Raw genomic sequence first — 20,116 nt, 5'->3', positions numbered from 1 at the left:
TCAGAGACTGCGCTTCAGCCCTTCATGGCTGGCCACAAAACCGAGCTTCTCGTAGAAGCGGATCGAATCCGCCCGCGTCTTGTCCGATGTCAGCTGCACGAGGCCGCAGCCACGCTCGACGCATTGGGCGATCGCCCATGCGATGAATTCAGAGCCGAAGCCCGAGCCGCGAAGGTCGCTGGCAACACGCACGCTTTCGATCTGACCGCGCCACATGCCTGTTCTCGAAAGGCCGGGAAGAAAGCTCAGCTGCAGGCAGCCGACGACACGATCGGCCGCGTCGCTGGCGACGGCCAGTAGCTGATTGGCGTCCGCCTCGATCGCCGCGAAGGCCGAGAGATACCGTGCGTCCACGGGATCGGTAACGATCTCCCTGGCGCCGCCGAGATCGTCATCGGCCAGAAGCCGGACGATGGCGGCAAGATCGGATTGGCGGGCGAGCCTGAACCTTCTCAATGATGCAGATCGATCGGCGCCTTGTGGAAGACGTCGTTATCAGGCGGAATAGCCTGGCGTTCGATCATGCGGTGAACATGCGGCAAACCTTCGCCGCGGTGAAGCGCGCGAAGCCTGTCGATGTTTTCGGCATCGGCCTGCGTGCGCCGCTGGTTGTGTCTTATATATTCGACCCAGGTCGACGTATGGTAGGTCTCCGTCCAGAGCCCGGGATTTTCGAGATCGCGCATCAGCGCCCAATTGCGGGCGCCGTCGCGGATGCGGATGCGGCGGCGCTCACCCATCAGCGTCATGAATTCGGCAAGGTCGGCATCGGCGATCTCGTAGTCGACAAGGATGACGATCGGGCCACTGCGCGGCGTGATGTCGAGGCTCAGGGCCGGCTCGATGAAGCGGTTCAGCGGATCGAGGTTGAGCGAAGCGAAGGCCGGCATGGAAAAACGCAGGCCGATCGCGATGCCGAGCAGCATGACGACCGATGACATCAGCAGCGCATCGGCGACGCCATAACGATCGGCGGCAACGCCCCACAGCCAGCTGCCGCCGGCAATGCCGCCGAAGGTGACGGTCTGGTAGAGCGACAGCGCCCGGCCGACCACCCAGCGCGGCGTCGAAAGCTGGACGATGGTGTTGAACAGCGAAAGTGCGGAGACCCAGCAGGCGCCGGAGACGAGCAGCCCGGCGGAGGTGAGGACGGCACTCGGGCTCACGGCGGCGATGACGGCGCTCATCGCGAAGCCGGCAAAGGCCAAGCGGATGATCGTCTCGCTGGAAAGCATCTGGCGAAGCCTCGCATTCATCACCGCGCCGCCGATCGCGCCGATGCCGAAAGCGCCGAGCATGAAACCATAGGTCAGCGGCCCGCCGGCAACGAGATCGAGGGCGACGACCGGCAGCAGCGCCAGGATCGAGCTGGCGCCGATGCCGAAGAGCAGGCCCCTGACGAGGACCTTTTCGAGATTGGGCGACATCGAGATATAGCGCAGGCCGGCAAAGATGGCGCTGCCAAGCGCCTCCCGCGGCAGGGTCGAGACCGGCGTGGCTGGCCGCCAGCGCAGCAGGGCATAGATCAAGGCGAAGTAACTCACCGTGTTCACCGCAAAGGCCGCAGCCGCGCCGGCAGCGGCGACGATCACGCCGCCGATCGCCGGGCCGACGCTGCGGGTGATGTTGAAGCCCATGCTGTTCAGGGTGACGGCGCCCGGCAGATCGGCGCGCGGCACCATGTCGCCGACCGAGGCCTGCCAGGAGGGATTGTTGAGCGCCGTGCCGCAGCCGATCAGGAAGGTGAAGAAGAGCAGCAGCCAGGGTGTGATCCAGCCGAGAAGGGCCGAGGCCGTCAGCAGCGCCGAAACCGTGAGCATCATGCATTGCGCCGTCAGCATGACCCGGCGACGGTCATAATTATCGGCCAGCGCGCCCGATATCAGCGAAAACAGCATGATCGGTAGCGCCGTCGAGGTCTGCACCAGCGCGACCATGTCCTCCGAGGCGGTGATCGTCGTCATCATCCAGGCAGCGCCCACCGCCTGGATCAGGCCGCCGAAATTCGAGGAAAGGCTCGCGAACCAGATGGTGCGGTAGGTATCGTGCCGCAAAGGCGCCAATGTCGAGGAAGTGTAGGCCACGATTTCTCCCGCTTTTGTTATTGCGCCCCAGCGGCAATATATGCGCAAGACCGGCGCTGGCCATAGGCCTGTTCACGCGCGGCAAGCGAATTGGCGGAATCGGTCGCGGACCTTGCAATTTCGGAAAAACCCGACTATATGCCTCTCAAATTCTTGATCGCTTGATGAAGAGTGGGCCGCAAGGACCCGCTCTTTTTTATTAGCGCGATCGCCCGAACAGCTTGAAATTGCGAGGAGCGCACCGCTTGTCGGACATGACAAACGCAGACAACGAACTTGAGCCGCGGCTGATTACCGAAACCGGGCTCGACCAGCGTCTTGCCGATATCATCGAACCCGTCCTCGTCGGCCTGGGCTTCCGGCTTATCCGCGTCCGCATGCTGAACCAGAACGGCGCGACGATGCAGGTCATGGCCGAACGCAACGACGGCACGATGACGGTTCAGGACTGCGAAGAAATGTCGATGGCGATTTCTCCCGTCCTCGATGTGGAAGATCCGATCGATAAAGAGTATCATCTCGAGGTGTCTTCGCCCGGCATCGATCGTCCGATGGTGCGGAAATCCGATTTCGTCCGCTGGCAGGGCCACCTTGTGAAATGCGAGACGTCGATCTTGATCGACAATCGCAAGCGCTTCCGCGGCAAGATCGTCGAAGCAGGCGCAGATGGTTTCACGCTCGAGCGTGACCAGGTCGCCTATGGGGAAGAGCAGAAGGTCACCATTCCCTTTACGGCGCTCAGCGATGCGAAGCTCATTCTGACCGACGACCTGATCCGCGATGCGTTGCGCGCCGACAAGCAGGCAAAAGCACAGGCCGCCAACCAGAACGAAGCGGACGACCAGGAATAACCGATCAACAGACCGCTCCAGGGACGGGAACCCTGGAGTAAAGACGGAGAAACAAGACAATGGCAGTCAGTGCGAACCGGCTCGAACTTCTGCAGATCGCAGATGCAGTGGCGCGCGAAAAGGTCATCGACCGCGAGATCGTGCTGGCCGCAATGGCCGACGCTATCCAGAAGGCGGCACGCTCCCGTTACGGCACCGAGTCCAACATCCGGGCCGACATCAATCCGAAGACCGGCGAAATCCGCCTGCAGCGCCTGCTCGAAGTCGTCGACAAGGCCGAGGATTATTCGACGCAGATCCCGCTGGAACTGGCCCGCGACCGCAATCCGGACGCCGCACTCGGCGACTTCATCGCCGATCCGCTGCCGCCGATGGATTTCGGCCGCATCGCCGCCCAGTCCGCCAAGCAGGTGATCGTGCAGAAGGTGCGTGAAGCCGAGCGCGACCGCCAGTTCGACGAATTCAAGGATCGCGTCGGCGAGATCGTCAACGGTACCGTCAAGCGCGTCGAATATGGCAACGTCATCGTCGATCTCGGCCGCGGCGAAGGCATCATCCGCCGCGACGAAATGATCCCGCGCGAAAACGTCCGCTATGGCGATCGCGTCCGTGCCTATGTCTATGATGTCCGTCGCGAGCAGCGCGGCCCGCAGATCTTCCTGTCGCGCACGCATCCGCAGTTCATGGTGAAGCTGTTCACCATGGAAGTGCCTGAAATCTACGACGGTATCATCCAGGTGAAGTCGGTCGCCCGCGATCCGGGTTCGCGCGCCAAGATCGCGGTGATCTCGAACGACAGCTCGATCGATCCGGTCGGCGCCTGCGTCGGTATGCGCGGTTCGCGCGTCCAGGCCGTCGTCGGCGAACTCCAGGGCGAGAAGATCGATATCATTCCGTGGAGCCAGGACCCGGCGACCTTCGTCGTCAACGCCCTGCAGCCGGCCGAAGTCGCCAAGGTCGTTCTCGACGAGGATGCCGAGCGTATCGAAGTCGTCGTTCCCGACGAGCAGCTGTCGCTTGCGATCGGCCGCCGCGGCCAGAACGTCCGGCTCGCCTCGCAGCTGACCGGCTGGGACATCGACATCATGACGGAGGCCGAGGAATCGGAGCGCCGCCAGAAGGAATTCAACGAGCGCACCAACCTGTTCATGGATTCGCTCGACGTCGACGAGATGGTCGGCCAGGTTCTGGCCTCCGAAGGTTTTGCCGCGGTTGAAGAACTGGCCTATGTCGATCTCGACGAAATCTCCTCGATCGATGGTTTCGACGAGGAGACGGCGCAGGAAATCCAGCAGCGCGCCCGCGAATTCCTCGAGCGTCTCGAAGCCGAGATGGACGAGAAGCGCAAGGCGCTCGGCGTCCAGGACGAGCTGCGTGAAATCGACGGCATGACCGCCCAGATGATGGTGGCGCTCGGCGAAGACGGCATCAAGACGATCGAGGACTTTGCCGGTTGTGCGGCCGACGATCTCGTCGGCTGGACGGAGCGCAAGAACGGCGAAACGAAGAAGTTCGAGGGTCTGTTCTCGAAATTCGACGTCTCGCGCGTCGAGGCGGAACAGATGATCGTCCAGGCCCGCCTCTCGGCCGGCTGGATTACCGAAGAGGACCTGGCGAAGGGGACCGAAGAAGAGGTCACCGAAGCCGAACAAGAAGCATGATGACCGTGCATGAGCCGGACGCTCTCCCTGATGAGGACGACGATCTTGCAGGTTATGACGTGAACGGACGCATGTGCATCGTGACGCGCGAAAGCGGATCGCCGGAAGAGTTGATCCGCTTCGTTGCCGCTCCCGATGGAACTGTTGTCGCCGACCTGAAGCGCGAGCTTCCGGGACGCGGATGCTGGGTGAAGATCGACCGGTCGCTGGTCGACCGGGCGGTGGCGAAGAAGCTCTTCGCCCGCGCACTGAAAATGGATGTGAAGGCGGCGGACGATCTCGGCGCGAGCGTCGATCGGCTGCTTGCGGCGCAATTGATGCAGATGATGAACATGGCGCGGAAAGCCGGCCAGTTCGTCAGCGGGTCCGCGAAAGTGGATGCCGCGGTCAGAAGCGGAGCAGCCCTTGCGGTGTTCCACTCGACTGAAGCAGCGGACGACGGCGTCCGGAAAATCGACCAGGCCCGCAAGGCCTGGCACCTCGGAATGGAGACCGAGGAGGAGATACCTTCCTTCCGTCTCTTCTCGGAGAGCGAAATGGAAGGCCTGATGGGCCAGAATGCTTTTATCCATGCCGCAGTGCTTGCAGGGCAGGCGGGTGAGGGTGTAGTGAAGCGCGCAAAGATGCTCGAACAGTACCGTATTGGCGGTCAGTCCCGGGCAGCGGGCGGCGCTGGCCGGCAAAAACAATGAGGTGGTCACCGGCATCGGCCGGTCCCATTCTCATTGATCGACAGTATTGAACGACAGGGTCTGATCTAGTCATCGCTCCCTGTCCGAAGGAACGGGAACGAATGACCGATAGTAACGACGACAAGACAATCAGCGTGACGGGCAAAAAGACGCTTACCCTGAAACCATCGGGGATGAGTCAGGGCACCGTTCGCCAGGATATGGGTCGAGGTCGCACCAAAGCGGTCGTCGTCGAGACCCGTAAGCGGCGCCCGATGCGCCCGGAAGACGAAAAGCCGATCACACCTGTCGCTCCCGCGCCCGTCCGCGCAGCCGAGCCGGCACCTGCACCCGTGCAGGCACGCCCGCAGCAGCCGACGCCGGCACCGCGAGTTCAGCAGGGCAACAACAGCCAGACCAATCAGCGTCCGCAGCAGCCCTACCAGCAGCCGCGCTCGAACGATCGTCCGCGTCCGGTGGTGCTGAACCATCTGTCTCCGGAAGAGATGGACGCCCGCCGCCGCGCATTGGCCGAATCCCAGGCGCGCGACGCCCAGGACGCCATTCGCCGCGCCGAGGAAGAAAAGCGCCGTGCGGCCGAAGAGGTTGTCCGCAAGGCGGCCGAAGCGGAAGAAGCAGCCCGCAGGGCCGCCGAAGAGGCTGTCCGACAGGCGGAAGCGCCCGCTGCTGCCGAACCGGCAGCCGCCGCGGCCGCACCGGCTCCTGCTGTGGCCGAAGCTCGCTCCAACGCTCCGCGGCCGGCATCATCGGCGCCTGCTGCGCGCCGGCCCGATGCCGCAACACCCGCTGACGCCCGTCCGGCGCCGGGCGCCGCCGCACCGGCCGGTGTCCGTGGCCGTCGCAACGACACCGAGGATGACGATCGCGGCGCTGCGCGCGGCGGTCCGGCCCGTGGCCGTGTCGTTCGCCCGGAACCGGCAAAGCCGGTCACGACGCGTCCGAAGACGGAAGAAGAGCGCCGCCGCGGCAAGCTGACGATCACCACCGCTGACGCAGATGGCGACGACAATGCTCGTGGCCGTTCGCTTTCGGCGATGCGCCGCCGGCAGGAGAAGTTCCGCCGCAGCCAGATGCAGGAAACCCGCGAGAAGATCTCCCGCGAAGTCGTTCTGCCTGAGACCATCACCATTCAGGAACTGTCGCAGCGCATGTCCGAACGCGCCGTCGACGTCATCAAGTACCTGATGAAGGAAGGCCAGATGATGAAGCCGGGCGACGTCATCGACGCCGATCTTGCCGAACTCATCGCCGGCGAATTCGGCCATACGGTCAGGCGCGTGTCGGAATCCGACGTCGAACTCGGCATCTTCAACGTGTCCGACGAAGATGGCGAACTGGTTTCGCGCCCGCCCGTCGTTACCATCATGGGTCACGTCGACCACGGCAAGACCTCGCTGCTCGACGCCATCCGCCATGCCAACGTGGTTGCCGGTGAAGCCGGTGGCATCACGCAGCATATCGGCGCCTATCAGGTGGAGCAGAACGGCCAGAAGATCACCTTCATCGACACCCCCGGCCACGCCGCCTTCACGGCTATGCGTGCCCGCGGCGCCCAGGCGACCGACATCGCGATCCTGGTCGTCGCAGCCGACGACAGCGTGATGCCGCAGACGATCGAATCGATCAACCACGCCAAGGCGGCCGGTGTTCCGATCATCGTTGCGATCAATAAGGTCGACAAGCACGAAGCGGATCCGCAGAAGGTCCGCAACCAGCTGCTGCAGCACGAAGTCTTCGTGGAATCCATGGGCGGTGAAGTGCTCGACGTCGAAGTTTCGGCCAAGACTGGCAAGAACCTCGACAAGCTGCTCGAGGCGATCCTGCTGCAGGCGGAAATTCTCGACCTCAAGGCCAATCCGAACCGGACGGCGGAAGGCACTGTCATCGAAGCCCAGCTCGACCGCGGCCGCGGTGCGGTCGCGACCGTGCTCGTCCAGAAGGGTACGCTGCGTCCTGGCCAGATCATCGTCGCCGGCGACGTCTGGGGCCGCGTGCGCGCGCTCGTCACCGACAAGGGCGACCATGTGAAGGAAGCCGGTCCGGCAATGCCGGTTGAAGTGCTCGGCCTGTCCGGCACGCCGCAGGCCGGCGACAAGTTCGCCGTCGTCGAAAGCGAAAGCCGCGCCCGCGAGATCTCGGAATACCGTCAGCGTCTGGCCCGCGACAAGGCGGCTGCCCGCCAGTCGGGACAGCGCGGTTCGCTGGAACAGATGATGATGCAGCGCCAGAGCGCCGGCATCAAGGAGTTCCCGCTTGTCATCAAGGGTGACGTGCAGGGCTCGATCGAGGCGATTGCCGGCGCGCTGGAGAAGCTCGGCACCGACGAGGTCCGCGCCCGCATCGTCCATTCTGGCGCCGGCGGCATCACCGAGTCGGATATCTCGCTCGCCGAAGCCTCGAACGCGGCCATCATCGGCTTCAACGTTCGTGCAAATACGCAGGCACGCCAGTTCGCCGAGCGCGAAGGCATCGAAATCCGCTACTACAACATCATCTACGACCTCGTGGATGACGTAAAGGCAGCGATGTCGGGCCTGCTGTCTCCGGAACGCCGCGAAACCTTCATCGGCAACGCCGAGATCCTCGAGGTGTTCAACATCACCAAGGTCGGCAAGGTCGCAGGCTGCCGTGTCGTCGAAGGCAAGGTCGAACGCGGTGCGGGCGTCCGCCTCATCCGCAACGACGTCGTCGTTCACGAAGGCAAGCTGAAGACCCTCAAGCGCTTCAAGGACGAAGTCTCCGAAGTGCCTATGGGTCAGGAATGCGGCATGGCCTTCGAAAACTACGAGGACATGCGCGCCGGCGACGTCATCGAGTGCTTCCGCGTCGAGCATATCACGCGCACGCTCTAATCTTTGAATGTCTCAACACAAGAGCAAGCCTTTGAAAAAGCCATCCGCCAAACTGGTGGATGGCTTTTGGCATCTCGAAACCGAATCGAGTTTGAGCGATACGATAGCTGCCGCTCAAGCGCTGGATGTCTTTCGTCGATTGAGCCGGCCAAGAATCTGGAGGTTCATAACTCAGATTTTCGTGGTTTGGCTTATCGTATTTTATTTTGCGGCCCTCTCAATTTTGTCGCTGATGATTGCCGGTATTCTCTTCAAGTTTAGCCCCTCCAGTGTCGATGAGGCTCTATTCGGATATTATTTCGTCTTACTATTCTGCACAGCAATGCTGTCGCTATATCTGCTGCTTCCAATTCTCTATCGATACCATAACCGTTCCATGTTGCCGCCGGGCAGCGAAGTTACACTTCCACGCGCCCAAGTGATAGGCAGACATACAATCGTCAACGAGCTGCCAGGCGCGAGAAGCGAGTGGCAATGGACCGCCGTGTTGGAGTTCATCGAGACAAAAAGCCATTTTTTCATAACTCATTCGGTTGGCTACTTTGTCGCTGTCCCAACATCGGCATTTTTGAACGAAACCGATGCGGCCTCTTTTGCGGAGCTATGTCGCAATGCGCTTGCCGAAGCCCGTAACCAGTAGGATTGTTCGCTTCACTTTTGGCACCTGCCGACTTGACCTTTTCGACCAAAAGAGTCATGGACGCTCTCCTTTGACGGGTTCGATTCCCAGCCGCATCGGCAAATAGAGATAACAATGACCAGACCAACTTCTTCCGCGCCTTCGCAGCGCATGCTGCGCGTTGGCGAACAGGTTCGCGCCGCTATCACCCAGGTGCTGCAACGCGGCGAAGTGCGCGACGACGTCATCGAGGCGACCGTGATCTCGATCTCGGAAGTGCGCATGTCGCCGGACCTCAAGATCGCCACCGCCTATGTGACGCCGCTCGGCGTTTCCGACCACAGCGTGGTCATCGAGGCGCTGAACCGTCATGCGAAGTTCATCCGCGGCCGGCTCGGGCCGCAGCTTCGGCAGATGAAATACATGCCGGAGGTGCGCTTCCGCGACGATACGAGCTTCGACAATTACAAGAAGATCGACGAGCTGCTGCGTTCGCCCGAGGTCCAACGCGACCTCGACGGCGATAATGACGAACAATAAACAGAAGAGACGCATGTCCAAACCACGCAAACCCAAGGGCCGGCCGATTTCCGGCTGGCTGATCCTCGACAAGCCGGTGGATTTCGGCTCGACGGAAGCCGTCTCCAAGATCAAGTGGCTCTACAAGGCACAGAAGGCCGGCCATGCCGGAACGCTCGATCCGCTCGCCTCCGGCATGCTGCCGATCGCGCTCGGCGATGCGACGAAGACCGTTCCCTATGTGATGGACGGCCGCAAGATCTACGAATTCACGGTGAGCTGGGGCGAAGAGCGGGCGACGGACGATCTCGAGGGCGAGGTGACCGAAAGCTCGGACAAGCGCCCAAGCGAACAACAGATCCGCGATATCCTGCCTGGATATATCGGCACCATCAGCCAGGTGCCGCCGCAGTTTTCCGCTATCAAGATAGCGGGCGAACGCGCCTATGATCTGGCGCGCGAAGGCGAAGCCGTCGACATCCCGTCGCGCGAGGTCGATATCTTCCGGCTGACATTGCTCGCCTGCCCGGATGCCAACACTGCGCATTTCGAAGTGGAATGCGGCAAGGGTACCTATGTCAGGGCGCTGGCGCGCGATTTCGGCCGAGAGCTCGGCTGCTACGGCCATGTGTCGGGGCTGCGGCGCACCTTCGTCGCGCCCTTTGCGGAAGAGTCCATGGTGCCGCTTGCCGATCTCGTGGCACTGGAGGCGATCGAGGATATGGACGAGCGGCTGGCGGCCCTCGACGCGCTGCTGATCGACACCTGCGAAGCGCTATCGGCCCTGCCCCATCTCGTCATCAACGACGACCAGGCACACCGGCTGAAGATGGGCAACCCGATCCTGGTGCGTGGCCGCGATGCGCCGGTTGCCGAAAGCGAAGCTTATGCGACGGCCCGCGGCAAGCTGATCGCGATCGGCGAAATCGGCCAGGGCGAGTTTCGCCCGAAGCGCGTCTTCGGCTGATCGGCTATCCCAATGCATGTCGCCCAAAAGTGCTCAGCGGTTTTGCGAATAACGACATGCATAAATCAAAGACCTAAAGCGCGTCGCATGAATCCGGATTGACGCGAAGCGCTTTAGAGAGGCGCAGTTTACGCCTCTTCCCTTTGCTGCCTGAATGGTTTATAGGCAGCGCCAGCATCGGGTCCGCCCGATTGCATTCGCGGCCAAAGCTGGACGACATCCCGGCTTTTGGCGACCTTTATCTCCTCTCTTAGAAAGGATCACCCGATGTCGATCACTGCTGAGCGCAAGGCTGCGCTGATCAAGGAATATGCGACCGTTGAAGGCGATACCGGTTCTCCGGAAGTCCAGGTCGCGATCCTGACCGAACGCATCAACAACCTGACCGAACACTTCAAGGACCACAAGAAGGATAACCATTCCCGCCGTGGCCTGTTGACGATGGTTTCGAGCCGCCGCTCGCTTCTTGATTATCTCAAGAAGAAGGATGAAGGCCGCTATTCCAAGCTGATCGCCAGCCTGGGTATCCGCCGCTAAGATTGTCCGGCGGGCGCTTCCGAGCGTCCGCCGGATCTGTTTCGGGACAAGGCTCCCGATGAAATGTTCCAGCCGCGCCCTATCTAAGCGGTGGAACGACCGGCGGACCCGGATGGGCCGGATCTGCCAAACCAACCGTTGACCTGTCATGGGGCAGGATTGCCGGATGCTTTCGGCCAAGGCTCATCAGTGAGTGCTGGCCCGGTTCCCCAGGGAACCTTCGCGTTTGCTGGAAATCCTCGGATTTCCCGGGAACCCGAGGATTGAAAAGCCTCCCGTTGTCTTGCCCGTGATACGTCACATTGATTGCGGTCGACTGTGCGCTGCGCCTTGATATCGGCGATGGCGCGTGCTCCCGCATTGAAGGACAAGACATGTTTGATACACACACCGTGGAAATCGAGTGGGCCGGCCGCCCGCTGAAGCTTGAAACCGGCAAGATTGCCCGTCAGGCCGACGGCGCGGTTCTCGCCACCTACGGCGAAACCGTCGTTCTCGCCACCGTCGTCTCGGCCAAGGCGCCGAAGCCCGGCCAGGACTTCTTTCCGCTCACCGTCAACTACCAGGAAAAGACCTACGCAGCCGGCAAGATCCCCGGCGGCTATTTCAAGCGCGAAGGCCGTCCGAGCGAGAACGAGACCCTCGTTTCCCGCCTGATCGACCGCCCGATCCGCCCGCTCTTCCCGGAAGGCTACAAGAACGACACGCAGGTCGTCGTCACCGTCATCCAGCACGACCTTGAAAACAATCCCGACATCCTGTCGATGGTCGCCACCTCGGCCGCGCTGACGCTGTCCGGCGTTCCCTTCATGGGCCCGGTCGGCGGTGCACGCGTCGGCTACATCAACGGCGAATATGTTCTCAACCCGCATCTCGACGAGATGGACGAATCGAGCCTCGATCTCGTCGTCGCCGGCACCTACGACGCCGTGCTGATGGTGGAATCCGAAGCCAAGGAACTCAACGAAGACGTCATGCTCGGCGCCGTCATGTTCGGCCACAGGGGCTTCCAGCCGGTTCTCGACGCGATCATCAAGCTCGCCGAAGTTGCCGCCAAGGAGCCGCGCGACTTCCAGCCGGAAGATTACTCCGCTCTCGAAACCGAAATGCTCGGCCTTGCCGAAGGTGAACTTCGCGAAGCCTACAAGATCACCCAGAAGGCCGACCGCTACGCCGCCGTCGATGCCGTCAAGGCAAAGGTGAAGGCACACTTCCTCCCCGAGGAAGGCGAAGCCCGCTACACGGCCGAGGAAGTCGGCGCGATCTTCAAGCATCTGCAGGCGAAAATCGTCCGCTGGAACATCCTCGACACCAAGAGCCGCATCGACGGCCGCGACCTCGAAACCGTCCGTCCGATCGTTTCGGAAGTCGGCCTTCTGCCGCGTACGCATGGTTCGGCGCTGTTTACCCGTGGTGAAACGCAGGCGATCGTGGTTGCCACCCTCGGCACCGGCGAAGACGAGCAGTATGTCGACAGCCTGACGGGCATGTACAAGGAGCGCTTCCTGCTCCATTACAACTTCCCTCCCTACTCGGTTGGCGAGACCGGCCGCATGGGCTCCCCGGGTCGCCGCGAAATCGGCCACGGCAAGCTTGCATGGCGCGCGATCCGTCCGATGCTGCCGACGGCTGAGCAGTTCCCCTACACGCTGCGCGTCGTCTCCGAGATCACCGAGTCGAACGGCTCGTCCTCGATGGCGACCGTCTGCGGCACCTCGCTCGCTCTGATGGACGCAGGCGTTCCGCTGGCCAAGCCGGTTGCCGGTATCGCCATGGGTCTGATCCTGGAAGGCGATCGCTTCGCGGTTCTCTCCGACATTCTCGGTGACGAAGACCACCTCGGCGACATGGACTTCAAGGTCGCCGGTACCGCCGACGGCATCACCTCGTTGCAGATGGACATCAAGATCGCCGGCATCACCGAAGAGATCATGAAGGTTGCCCTCGGCCAGGCCCAAGGCGGTCGCGCCCACATCCTCGGCGAAATGGCCAAGGCCATCACCGAAAGCCGCGGCCAGCTCGGCGAATTCGCTCCGCGCATCGAAGTCATGAACATCCCGGTCGACAAGATCCGTGAAGTCATCGGCTCCGGCGGCAAGGTCATTCGCGAAATCGTCGAAAAGACCGGTGCGAAGATCAACATCGAGGACGACGGCACCGTCAAGATCGCCTCCTCCTCCGGCAAGGAAATCGAAGCGGCCCGCAAGTGGATCCACTCGATCGTTGCCGAACCTGAGATCGGCCAGATCTACGAAGGCACTGTTGTCAAGACCGCCGACTTCGGCGCCTTCGTCAACTTCTTCGGCGCCCGTGACGGCCTCGTCCACATCTCGCAGCTTGCTTCCGAACGCGTCGCCAAGACGCAGGACGTTGTCAAGGAAGGCGACAAGGTCTGGGTCAAGCTGCTCGGTTTCGACGAACGCGGCAAGGTTCGCCTGTCGATGAAGGTCGTCGACCAGGCCACCGGCCAGGAAATTGCCAACGACAAGAAGAAGGAAGAAGCGGCCGAATAAGCCGCATCTCCCAGATTTGATTCCGGGCGCGGGAATCTTCCGCGCCCTTTTTGTATCCGAAGTCGAGACGAGATCCATGAGCCGCGAGACGCTGAAGACCCTGTTCCATCCCTTTGCCAGCGGCACAGTCGAGGCGCCCGGCGAGGGCGAGCGCGTGCTCTTCCTCGGCGCCGAGGCAGGCTTTGCGCTGCCGGACGGCTTTGCCGCCTCGCTCAGCGCCGTCCAGGGCTTCCGGCCGCTCTATCGGCAGCTGTTGGCGCAGCGGATCGAAGCGAAGCCGGAGATCGACGGCGACGACTACGATGCGGCTCTGGTGCTCTGCACCAAGCACAAGGGCGAGAACGAAGCCAACCTCGCTGCGGCGATCGCGCGCACGCGGGTCGGCGGGCTGATCGTCGTCGCCGGTGCGAAGGAAGACGGCATCCAGCCGCTACGCAAGCGGTTGGAAGGTTTCAATCTCGCCGTCGACCATATGCCGAAATATCACGGTGTCGCCTTCTGGTTCGGTCGCCCTGCCGATGCCGGCGAGATCATCTCGAAGCTGGCAAAGGCGCCGGTGCGCGTCGACGGCCGTTTCCATGCGACCGCCGGCATGTTCTCGCATGACCGGATCGATGCCGGATCGGAACTGCTCGCCTCGCGCCTGCCTGAGGATTTCACCGGCGACGTTGCGGATTTCGGCGCCGGATGGGGCTATCTCTCCGTGGAACTGGCGCGGAGATCGCGTGGACTGACCCGCCTCGACCTCTACGAGGCCGATCACGCGGCTCTGGAGGCGGCCAGGGACAATCTGGCGGAGAACTGCCCGAACGCGCCTGCGCGCTTCTTCTGGCACGATCTGGCGGGCGAACCGGTCAAGGACAAATACGATCTCGTCATCATGAACCCGCCCTTCCACGAAGGTCACGCCGCCGAACCTTCGCTCGGCCAGGCCATGATCAAGACCGCCGCATCCGCCCTGCGCGGCGGCGGCCGCCTGATGCTCGTCGCCAATCGCGGCCTGCCTTACGAGCCGGTTCTGGCAGCGAATTTCAGAGAAAGCGGTGAAACCTGCCGCAACGCCCGCTTCAAGGTGCTGTGGGCGAAGAAATAGGGCTCAAGCGGCTTCGATACCGATCATCCCAACCGATACAACAAAAAGGCCGTGCGCATCATCTGCGCACGGCCTTTGAGTTTCAATCGGGTCGTTGTTTATTCGACATCCGCCTTGCGCAGCGTTTCCAGCGTCGGCATGGAGGTGACGTTAAACCCTGCGTCGACAAAGTGGATCTCGCCGGTGACGCCGGCGGACAGGTCGGAGAGCAGGTAGAGCGCCGAATTACCGACCTGATCGATGGTCACGGTCTTGCGCAGCGGCGCATTGCGCTGGTTCCAGGAGAGGATCGCGCGCGCATCAGAGATGCCGGCGCCGGCAAGCGTGCGGATCGGGCCGGCGGAAATGGCGTTGACGCGGATGCCGCGCGGACCGTAATCGGCGGCGAGATAGCGCACCGAGGCCTCGAGCGCGGCCTTGGCAACACCCATGACGTTGTAGTTCGGGATGACGCGCGTCGAACCATTATAGGTCAGCGTCAGCATCGCACCGCCATCTTCCATCAACGGAGCGCAGCGCTTGGCGATCTCGGTGAACGAGAAACAGGAAATGACCATGGTGCGGCTGAAATTCTCCCGCGTCGTATCGGCGTAGAGACCCTTCAGCTCGTTCTTGTCGGAGAAACCGATGGCGTGGACGATGAAATCGAGCTTGCCCCAGCGCTCACCGAGCGCGTCGACCACGGCATCGACCGAGGCGATGTCCTCGACGTCGCAGGGCAGCACGAAATCCGAATTGACCTCGGCAGCCAGCGGCTTGACGCGCTTGCCGAGCGCATCGCCCTGATAGGTGAAGGCGAGTTCCGCACCCTGTGCGGCGAGAGCTTTTGAAATCCCCCAGGCGATCGAGTGGTTGTTTGCGACGCCCATGATGAGCCCGCGCTTACCCTGCATGATTCCCGACATGTTGTTATCCGTTATAACGCTGGAAGACCAGCGTGGCGTTGGTGCCGCCGAAGCCGAAGGAGTTGGAGAGGGCAATGTCGATCTTCGCGTCGTCGATCCGTTTGCGCACGATCGGCACGCCTTCGAATTCCGGATCGAGCTCGGCGATATGGGCGCTTTCGCCGATGAAGCCTTGCTGCATCATCAGCAGGGAATAGATCGATTCCTGCACGCCGGCGGCACCCAGCGAATGGCCGGTCAACGACTTGGTCGACTGGATATGCGGAATCCTGGAGCCGAATACCTCGCGGATGGCACCGATTTCCTTGCTGTCGCCGACCGGCGTTGAGGTGCCGTGGGTATTGATGTAGTCGACGTCGCCTTTGACGGTGGCGAGCGCCTGGCGCATGCAGCGGATAGCCCCCTCGCCCGAGGGGGCAACCATGTCGTAGCCGTCCGAAGTTGCTCCGTAGCCGACGATTTCGGCATAGATCTTTGCACCGCGGGCCTTGGCGCGCTCCAGTTCCTCGAGCACCAGCACACCGGCGCCGCCAGCGATGACGAAACCGTCGCGGTTGACGTCATAGGCGCGCGAGGCGCTGTCCGGCGTGTCGTTATATTTGGAGGACATGGCGCCCATGGCGTCGAAGAGGTTGGACATCGTCCAGTCGAGATCTTCGTGGCCGCCGGCAAACATCACGTCCTGCTTGCCCCACTGGATCATTTCGGCGGCATTGCCGATGCAATGCGCCGAGGTCGAGCAGGCCGACGAGATCGAATAATTGACGCCGTGGATCTTGAACCAGGTGGCAAGCGTCGCCGATGCGGTCGAGGACATCGCCTTCGGCACGGCGAAGGGGCCGATGCGCTTCGGGCTGTTGTTCTTCACGGTGATCTCGGCAGCCTCGATCAGGGTGCGGGTAGACGGACCGCCGGAACCCATGATGATGCCGGTGCGCTCGTTGTTGCCGATGTCCTTGTCCTCGAGACCGGAATCGGCGATCGCCTGCTTCATGGCGACATGGTTCCAGGCGCCGCCCTGCGACAGGAAACGCATGGCGCGGCGGTCGACCAGTTCGGCAAGTTCCGCCGAACCGAGCTTTGGACTGCCCCATACCTGGCATTTGAACCCATGTTCGGCGAAATCGCTCGAAAAGGAGATACCCGACTTTGCCTGCCGCAAGGATTCGGTGACTTCGGCCGCGTCGTTTCCGATCGAGGACACGACACCCAGACCCGTGACAACTACCCGTCTCATCTGATCAAACCTTTGTTGTTTTCGTCCGTCGCTCGAAATGCGGTTTCAGGCCGTCTTGTCTTTCGATAGACCGACGCGAAGGTCGGCCGCCTGATAAATGGTTTCGCCGTCCGCCTTCAGCCAGCCGTCGGCCGTGCCGAGGACCAGACGGCCGCGCATGACGCGCTTGAAGTCGATGCCATATTCGATCAGCTTCGTATGCGGCCGGACCATGCCCTTGAATTTCACTTCACCTGTCGAAAGCGCCATGCCGCGGCCTTCCTCGCCGAGCCAGCCCAGGAAGAAACCGGTCAGCTGCCACATGCCGTCGAGACCAAGGCAGCCCGGCATGATCGGATTGCCTTCGAAATGGCAGGGAAAATACCAGTCGTCGGGGCGCACGTCATATTCGGCCCTGAGGTAGCCCTTGTCGAAGGCTCCGCCGGTTTCGGAAATGTCGGTGATACGATGAACCATCAGCATGGGCGGCAGGGGCAGCTGCGCATTGCCGGGGCCGAACAGCTCGCCATGTGCGCAAGCGATGAGTTCGTCGTACGAGAAGCTGGACTGTCTGGTCGTCATAAAGTTTCTTTTTCCCCCCGCGTGAAGCCGATGGATGTGAACGTGTAGTCCAAGTTCTTCAGAAAATGAAGCACGAGCAAGGCAGCTTCATTCATCGCCCCGGACCAGGCTTGCGCCATTATTTGGTGGTCGCATACAGGAAGGCCAGGGCCGCGACCAGACCTATTTGCGTCAAAAGCCGGTTTTTGCCGCGTTTATCAGGCTCTTGCCCTCATTGAACTATTGAAAGGCTCCGGTGCAAAAGTTATACCGCTTGAAGAAACATGATTGCTTTATGCCAGAATAACCGGAGTTGGTCTTGATGACGGGTACGCTCCCGATCGCAATAGAGGTAAGGCTGCGCGGTGCAGGACTGCGCCCTACCCGCCAGCGTGTGGCGCTCGGCGACCTCCTGTTTGCCAAGGGCGACCGGCATTTGACCGTCGAGGAACTGCATGAGGAGGCGGTTGCCGCCGGTGTGCCGGTTTCGCTGGCAACCGTCTACAACACGCTGCACCAGTTCACGGAAGCCGGTCTGATCCGCGTCCTCGCCGTCGAAAGCGCCAAGACCTATTTCGACACCAATGTGTCCGACCATCACCATTTCTTCATCGAAGGCGAGAACGAGGTGCTCGACATTCCCGTCAGTAACCTGACGATCGGCAATCTGCCGGAACCGCCAGAGGGCATGGAGATCGCTCATGTCGACGTGGTGATCCGGCTGCGGGCAAAGCAGGGCTGACGACACCGCCGCTTCACATGACATCGTCGGGATGCCGGCCGGGCTTGTGCTTGTAGGTCGGGAAGGTCCAGCCGAACCACAGGGCTCCGCCGCGCACCGCAAAAGCCGCCACGACGCCGCAGGCAGACGCCAGATAGAGCTGCATTCCGAGCGCATTGGCCGCCGTGAACACACCGGCGCCGATGAGGGCTGCGGTCACGTAGATTTCCGGCCTCAACAGCACCGAAGGCTCGTTTGCCATCAGATCACGCAGGATGCCGCCGAAGGTCGCCGTCAGCGTGCCGGTGACGATCGCGATGGTCGGGGAGCCGGTGGCGGCAAGGCCCTTGGCGGCGCCGATCACGCAATAGGCGGCAAGGCCGATCGCATCCAGCCAAATCAGCAGACGATAGCGCGATTCCAGCAGGTGGGCGGAGAAAAAGACGATGACGCCCATGACGCAGCAGACGAGGATATAGCCTGGGTTCAGCACCCAGAAGACCGGAACGCGGCCGAGCACGATATCACGTACCGTACCCCCGCCCGTTCCCGTCACCATGGCGAAAAACAAAAAACCGATGAGGTCCAATTGCTTGCGTGACGCGGCGAGCGCGCCTGTCGCGGCAAACAGCGCAATGCCGGCATAATCGAGATAGACGAGCAAGGACATGCGAACCCCGAACCGGCAGACGTTCAGAGCATGATGCCGAAAAGTGTGAGCGGTTTTCTCATGACATCATGCTCTAACTCTTGAATTGACAACAGGATTCAGATTTTAGGCCAATTAGGCCTAAAATCATTCTGTTCTCGAGAACAGAACCACGGCGGCAAGGGCGGCGCAAGGCGGGGGCGCCATAAAGCTCGAGTCTTTACGTGATGCATGTCGTTGTCCTAGAACCGCTGCACAGTTTTGGCGACATGCATTGGGCCACAGAGCCTTTATCCAAAGAGGAAAGCCGTGAAAACGCTGGTGCTCGCCGTTCTGAATATCGTCCTGCTGCTTGTCATGCCGGCTGTCGCCTTCGGCCAGCAATCGCTGATTTCCGATCCTGAGATCTACGAGAAGAAACATTTCCAGGAGCAGTGCAAGACGGCCGAATTTGCCGACGGCTTCGTCACCCGGCAGGACATCAACAATGACGGTTTGATCGACGCGGTGGTCAATGAGGGTCAGCTGACCTGCGACGGGCAGAAGGGGCCGCAATGCAATGACGACGGCTGCACCTATAATTTCTACCTGCAGGTTGCCGAAGGCGGTTATTTCATGATCGCGACGGCGCAGATCTATGGCTACGACTTCGTCCAGCGCTTCGGCAACATGGTGCTGGCGATGAAGATGCATCCGCGTTTCTGCGACCGCACGGAGGGCGATCCCTGCATCGTGACGGCCCGCGTCCGCGGCACGAAATTCGTCACCATCTCGAAGAAATAGCTCAGCATATGACCCGAAATCGGAATCGATATTCGGGTCATGCGCAAAGTCAAAGCGATCGAGCGTCCTTGGCGCGTCCTGTTGGACGCGCGGCGCTCTATTGCGGATAAAGTTCCGACGTGCGGCCGGCGAGATAATAGCCGACCAGGCCGTACCATTCGCGGATGGCGGTTGCCAAGTTCTGGGCATTGAGGTTCGGCTGGGTGAAATCCAATCCAAGTCTCACCTGGCCGTCGGTGCGATAATCGGTCGGCCAGGGCACGATATCGATGCCGAGCTTGCGGAAGATGCCGACGGATCGCGGCATATGAAAACCCGAGGTGATCAGCAGGCAATGGGAAAGCCCCTGGCTTGCCAGGAATTCCTTGGTGTTGACGGCGTTCTCGAAGGTCGTGCGCGATTGTCTCTCCTCGATCAGGCGATCCTTGCCAACGCCGAAGAGCGGGAAGAACCGCTCGGATGCCGCCGCATCGCCTTCGTAGATGCCCGAGATCGAGCCGTCGCCGCCCGATACCAGAATGCGCGACTGCGGAAATTTTTGCGCGAGCCGCAGAGCTTCGACGAAGCGGTCGGCTCCGCCATTGAATTCTATGCCGTGGCGCGCCGTGTTCACCTCATTTTCGAAGGCGCCGCCGAGCACGATCATGCATTGCAGGTTGTCGGGATCGGCGGCCGGCTTTGCGAAGCGCTGCTCGAGACCCTGCATCAGGAGGTTGCCAGCCGTGGTGTAGAGCGTAACGAAAAGGATGAAGGCCGAACCAGCTGCGCCGAGGATACTTAAGATACGCCAGCGCAGAAGGCCGGCAATGAGGGCCAAGAAGACGAGGAAGAATGCCAGCGACAGCGGCTGAGCAAAAATCCAGACAAGCTTCGAAATCAGGAACAAGACCCAC

General features: G+C 61.6%; 19 protein-coding genes. 12 read left to right on the top strand and 7 right to left on the bottom strand.

Annotated elements, in window-relative coordinates; all coding sequences use genetic code 11:
* Positions 1-456, bottom strand: coding sequence for a GNAT family N-acetyltransferase (locus FHT79_RS14930; RefSeq protein WP_183903594.1), 456 nt, complete (start codon positions 454-456; stop codon positions 1-3).
* Positions 453-2,132, bottom strand: coding sequence for an MFS transporter (locus FHT79_RS14925; RefSeq protein ID WP_183903593.1), 1,680 nt, complete (start codon positions 2,130-2,132; stop codon positions 453-455). The genes FHT79_RS14930 and FHT79_RS14925 overlap by 4 nt, the downstream gene beginning before the upstream one ends.
* 197 nt (positions 2,133-2,329) lie before the next feature.
* Between FHT79_RS14925 and rimP the strand changes: the two genes are divergently transcribed.
* From rimP to FHT79_RS14875, 10 genes are all read left to right on the top strand, one after another.
* Complete coding sequence (rimP, locus tag FHT79_RS14920) at positions 2,330-2,935, top strand: ribosome maturation factor RimP (protein ID WP_183903591.1); 606 nt, start codon at positions 2,330-2,332, stop codon at positions 2,933-2,935.
* Positions 2,936-2,994: 59 nt separating this feature from the next.
* On the top strand, positions 2,995-4,596 hold the full coding sequence (gene nusA, locus FHT79_RS14915) for a transcription termination factor NusA (protein WP_047617359.1): 1,602 nt from the start codon (positions 2,995-2,997) through the stop codon (positions 4,594-4,596).
* Positions 4,593-5,288 carry an RNA-binding protein gene (locus FHT79_RS14910; protein ID WP_183903589.1) on the top strand — a complete coding sequence of 232 codons (696 nt, stop codon included), beginning with the start codon at positions 4,593-4,595 and terminating at the stop codon, positions 5,286-5,288. The genes nusA and FHT79_RS14910 overlap by 4 nt, the downstream gene beginning before the upstream one ends.
* 101 nt (positions 5,289-5,389) lie before the next feature.
* Positions 5,390-8,140, top strand: a complete 2,751-nt coding sequence (gene infB / locus FHT79_RS14905; protein ID WP_097544483.1) for a translation initiation factor IF-2 — start codon at positions 5,390-5,392, stop codon at positions 8,138-8,140.
* 31 nt (positions 8,141-8,171) lie between these two features.
* Positions 8,172-8,780 carry a YcxB family protein gene (locus FHT79_RS14900; protein WP_183903587.1) on the top strand — a complete coding sequence of 203 codons (609 nt, stop codon included), beginning with the start codon at positions 8,172-8,174 and terminating at the stop codon, positions 8,778-8,780.
* Between the two features lie 114 nt (positions 8,781-8,894).
* On the top strand, positions 8,895-9,299 hold the full coding sequence (gene rbfA, locus FHT79_RS14895; protein ID WP_047617355.1) for a 30S ribosome-binding factor RbfA: 405 nt from the start codon (positions 8,895-8,897) through the stop codon (positions 9,297-9,299).
* A gap of 13 nt (positions 9,300-9,312) precedes the next feature.
* Positions 9,313-10,245, top strand: a complete 933-nt coding sequence (truB, locus tag FHT79_RS14890; protein ID WP_047617637.1) for a tRNA pseudouridine(55) synthase TruB — start codon at positions 9,313-9,315, stop codon at positions 10,243-10,245.
* Positions 10,246-10,512: 267 nt separating this feature from the next.
* On the top strand, positions 10,513-10,782 hold the full coding sequence (rpsO, locus tag FHT79_RS14885) for a 30S ribosomal protein S15 (RefSeq protein ID WP_047617353.1): 270 nt from the start codon (positions 10,513-10,515) through the stop codon (positions 10,780-10,782).
* Positions 10,783-11,156: 374 nt separating this feature from the next.
* Positions 11,157-13,295 (top strand): polyribonucleotide nucleotidyltransferase, encoded by a 2,139-nt coding sequence (gene pnp, locus FHT79_RS14880; protein ID WP_127431376.1) that lies wholly within the window; start codon positions 11,157-11,159, stop codon positions 13,293-13,295.
* Between the two features lie 76 nt (positions 13,296-13,371).
* Positions 13,372-14,388, top strand: coding sequence for a class I SAM-dependent methyltransferase (locus FHT79_RS14875; protein ID WP_048338306.1), 1,017 nt, complete (start codon positions 13,372-13,374; stop codon positions 14,386-14,388).
* 98 nt (positions 14,389-14,486) lie between these two features.
* Here the strand turns inward: FHT79_RS14875 and fabI are convergent, their stop codons facing one another.
* The 3 genes from fabI to fabA are packed head-to-tail and all read right to left on the bottom strand — an operon-like array spanning position 14,487 to position 17,091.
* Complete coding sequence (gene fabI, locus FHT79_RS14870) at positions 14,487-15,293, bottom strand: enoyl-ACP reductase FabI (RefSeq protein ID WP_063473396.1); 807 nt, start codon at positions 15,291-15,293, stop codon at positions 14,487-14,489.
* A gap of 4 nt (positions 15,294-15,297) precedes the next feature.
* Entirely contained in the window at positions 15,298-16,530 is a 1,233-nt protein-coding gene (fabB, locus tag FHT79_RS14865) for a beta-ketoacyl-ACP synthase I (protein ID WP_047617350.1), read from the bottom strand.
* Between the two features lie 45 nt (positions 16,531-16,575).
* Positions 16,576-17,091: a 3-hydroxyacyl-[acyl-carrier-protein] dehydratase FabA gene (gene fabA, locus FHT79_RS14860; protein ID WP_047617348.1), complete on the bottom strand. Its 516-nt coding sequence runs from the start codon at positions 17,089-17,091 to the stop codon at positions 16,576-16,578.
* 301 nt (positions 17,092-17,392) lie between these two features.
* On the opposite strand from fabA, the gene irrA reads away from it, so the two are divergent.
* Positions 17,393-17,812: an iron response transcriptional regulator IrrA gene (irrA, locus tag FHT79_RS14855; protein ID WP_047617346.1), complete on the top strand. Its 420-nt coding sequence runs from the start codon at positions 17,393-17,395 to the stop codon at positions 17,810-17,812.
* Positions 17,813-17,825: 13 nt separating this feature from the next.
* Here irrA and FHT79_RS14850 read toward each other — a convergent pair whose 3' ends face one another.
* The gene (locus FHT79_RS14850; RefSeq protein ID WP_183903586.1) at positions 17,826-18,461 is read right to left on the bottom strand and encodes a trimeric intracellular cation channel family protein; all 636 of its coding nucleotides are present in this window, start codon (positions 18,459-18,461) and stop codon (positions 17,826-17,828) included.
* A 288-nt stretch (positions 18,462-18,749) separates the two neighbouring features.
* Between FHT79_RS14850 and FHT79_RS14845 the strand changes: the two genes are divergently transcribed.
* Positions 18,750-19,223 (top strand): hypothetical protein, encoded by a 474-nt coding sequence (locus tag FHT79_RS14845; RefSeq protein WP_029868354.1) that lies wholly within the window; start codon positions 18,750-18,752, stop codon positions 19,221-19,223.
* 97 nt (positions 19,224-19,320) lie between these two features.
* On the opposite strand, the gene FHT79_RS14840 is transcribed toward FHT79_RS14845, so the two are convergent.
* The gene (locus tag FHT79_RS14840) at positions 19,321-20,109 is read right to left on the bottom strand and encodes a YdcF family protein (protein ID WP_183903584.1); all 789 of its coding nucleotides are present in this window, start codon (positions 20,107-20,109) and stop codon (positions 19,321-19,323) included.
* Positions 20,110-20,116: the final 7 nt, after the last annotated feature.

Origin of the sequence: Rhizobium sp. BK212, from assembly GCF_014197475.1 — a bacterium.
GTDB classification, from domain to species: Bacteria; Pseudomonadota; Alphaproteobacteria; order Rhizobiales; family Rhizobiaceae; genus Rhizobium; species Rhizobium anhuiense.
The sequence above is the reverse complement of the archived record's forward strand: the minus strand, read 5'-3'. Positions and strand labels throughout refer to the sequence as shown.

Coding starts and splice junctions, on each gene's coding strand:
- nusA (WP_047617359.1), top strand. CDS start 2,995: ATGGCAGTCAGTGCGAACCGGCTCGAACTTCTGCAGATCGCAGATGCA.
- FHT79_RS14910 (WP_183903589.1), top strand. CDS start 4,593: ATGATGACCGTGCATGAGCCGGACGCTCTCCCTGATGAGGACGACGAT.
- infB (WP_097544483.1), top strand. CDS start 5,390: ATGACCGATAGTAACGACGACAAGACAATCAGCGTGACGGGCAAAAAG.
- rbfA (WP_047617355.1), top strand. CDS start 8,895: ATGACCAGACCAACTTCTTCCGCGCCTTCGCAGCGCATGCTGCGCGTT.
- truB (WP_047617637.1), top strand. CDS start 9,313: ATGTCCAAACCACGCAAACCCAAGGGCCGGCCGATTTCCGGCTGGCTG.
- rpsO (WP_047617353.1), top strand. CDS start 10,513: ATGTCGATCACTGCTGAGCGCAAGGCTGCGCTGATCAAGGAATATGCG.
- pnp (WP_127431376.1), top strand. CDS start 11,157: ATGTTTGATACACACACCGTGGAAATCGAGTGGGCCGGCCGCCCGCTG.
- FHT79_RS14875 (WP_048338306.1), top strand. CDS start 13,372: ATGAGCCGCGAGACGCTGAAGACCCTGTTCCATCCCTTTGCCAGCGGC.
- fabI (WP_063473396.1), bottom strand. CDS start 15,293: ATGTCGGGAATCATGCAGGGTAAGCGCGGGCTCATCATGGGCGTCGCA.
- fabB (WP_047617350.1), bottom strand. CDS start 16,530: ATGAGACGGGTAGTTGTCACGGGTCTGGGTGTCGTGTCCTCGATCGGA.
- fabA (WP_047617348.1), bottom strand. CDS start 17,091: ATGACGACCAGACAGTCCAGCTTCTCGTACGACGAACTCATCGCTTGC.
- irrA (WP_047617346.1), top strand. CDS start 17,393: ATGACGGGTACGCTCCCGATCGCAATAGAGGTAAGGCTGCGCGGTGCA.
- FHT79_RS14850 (WP_183903586.1), bottom strand. CDS start 18,461: ATGTCCTTGCTCGTCTATCTCGATTATGCCGGCATTGCGCTGTTTGCC.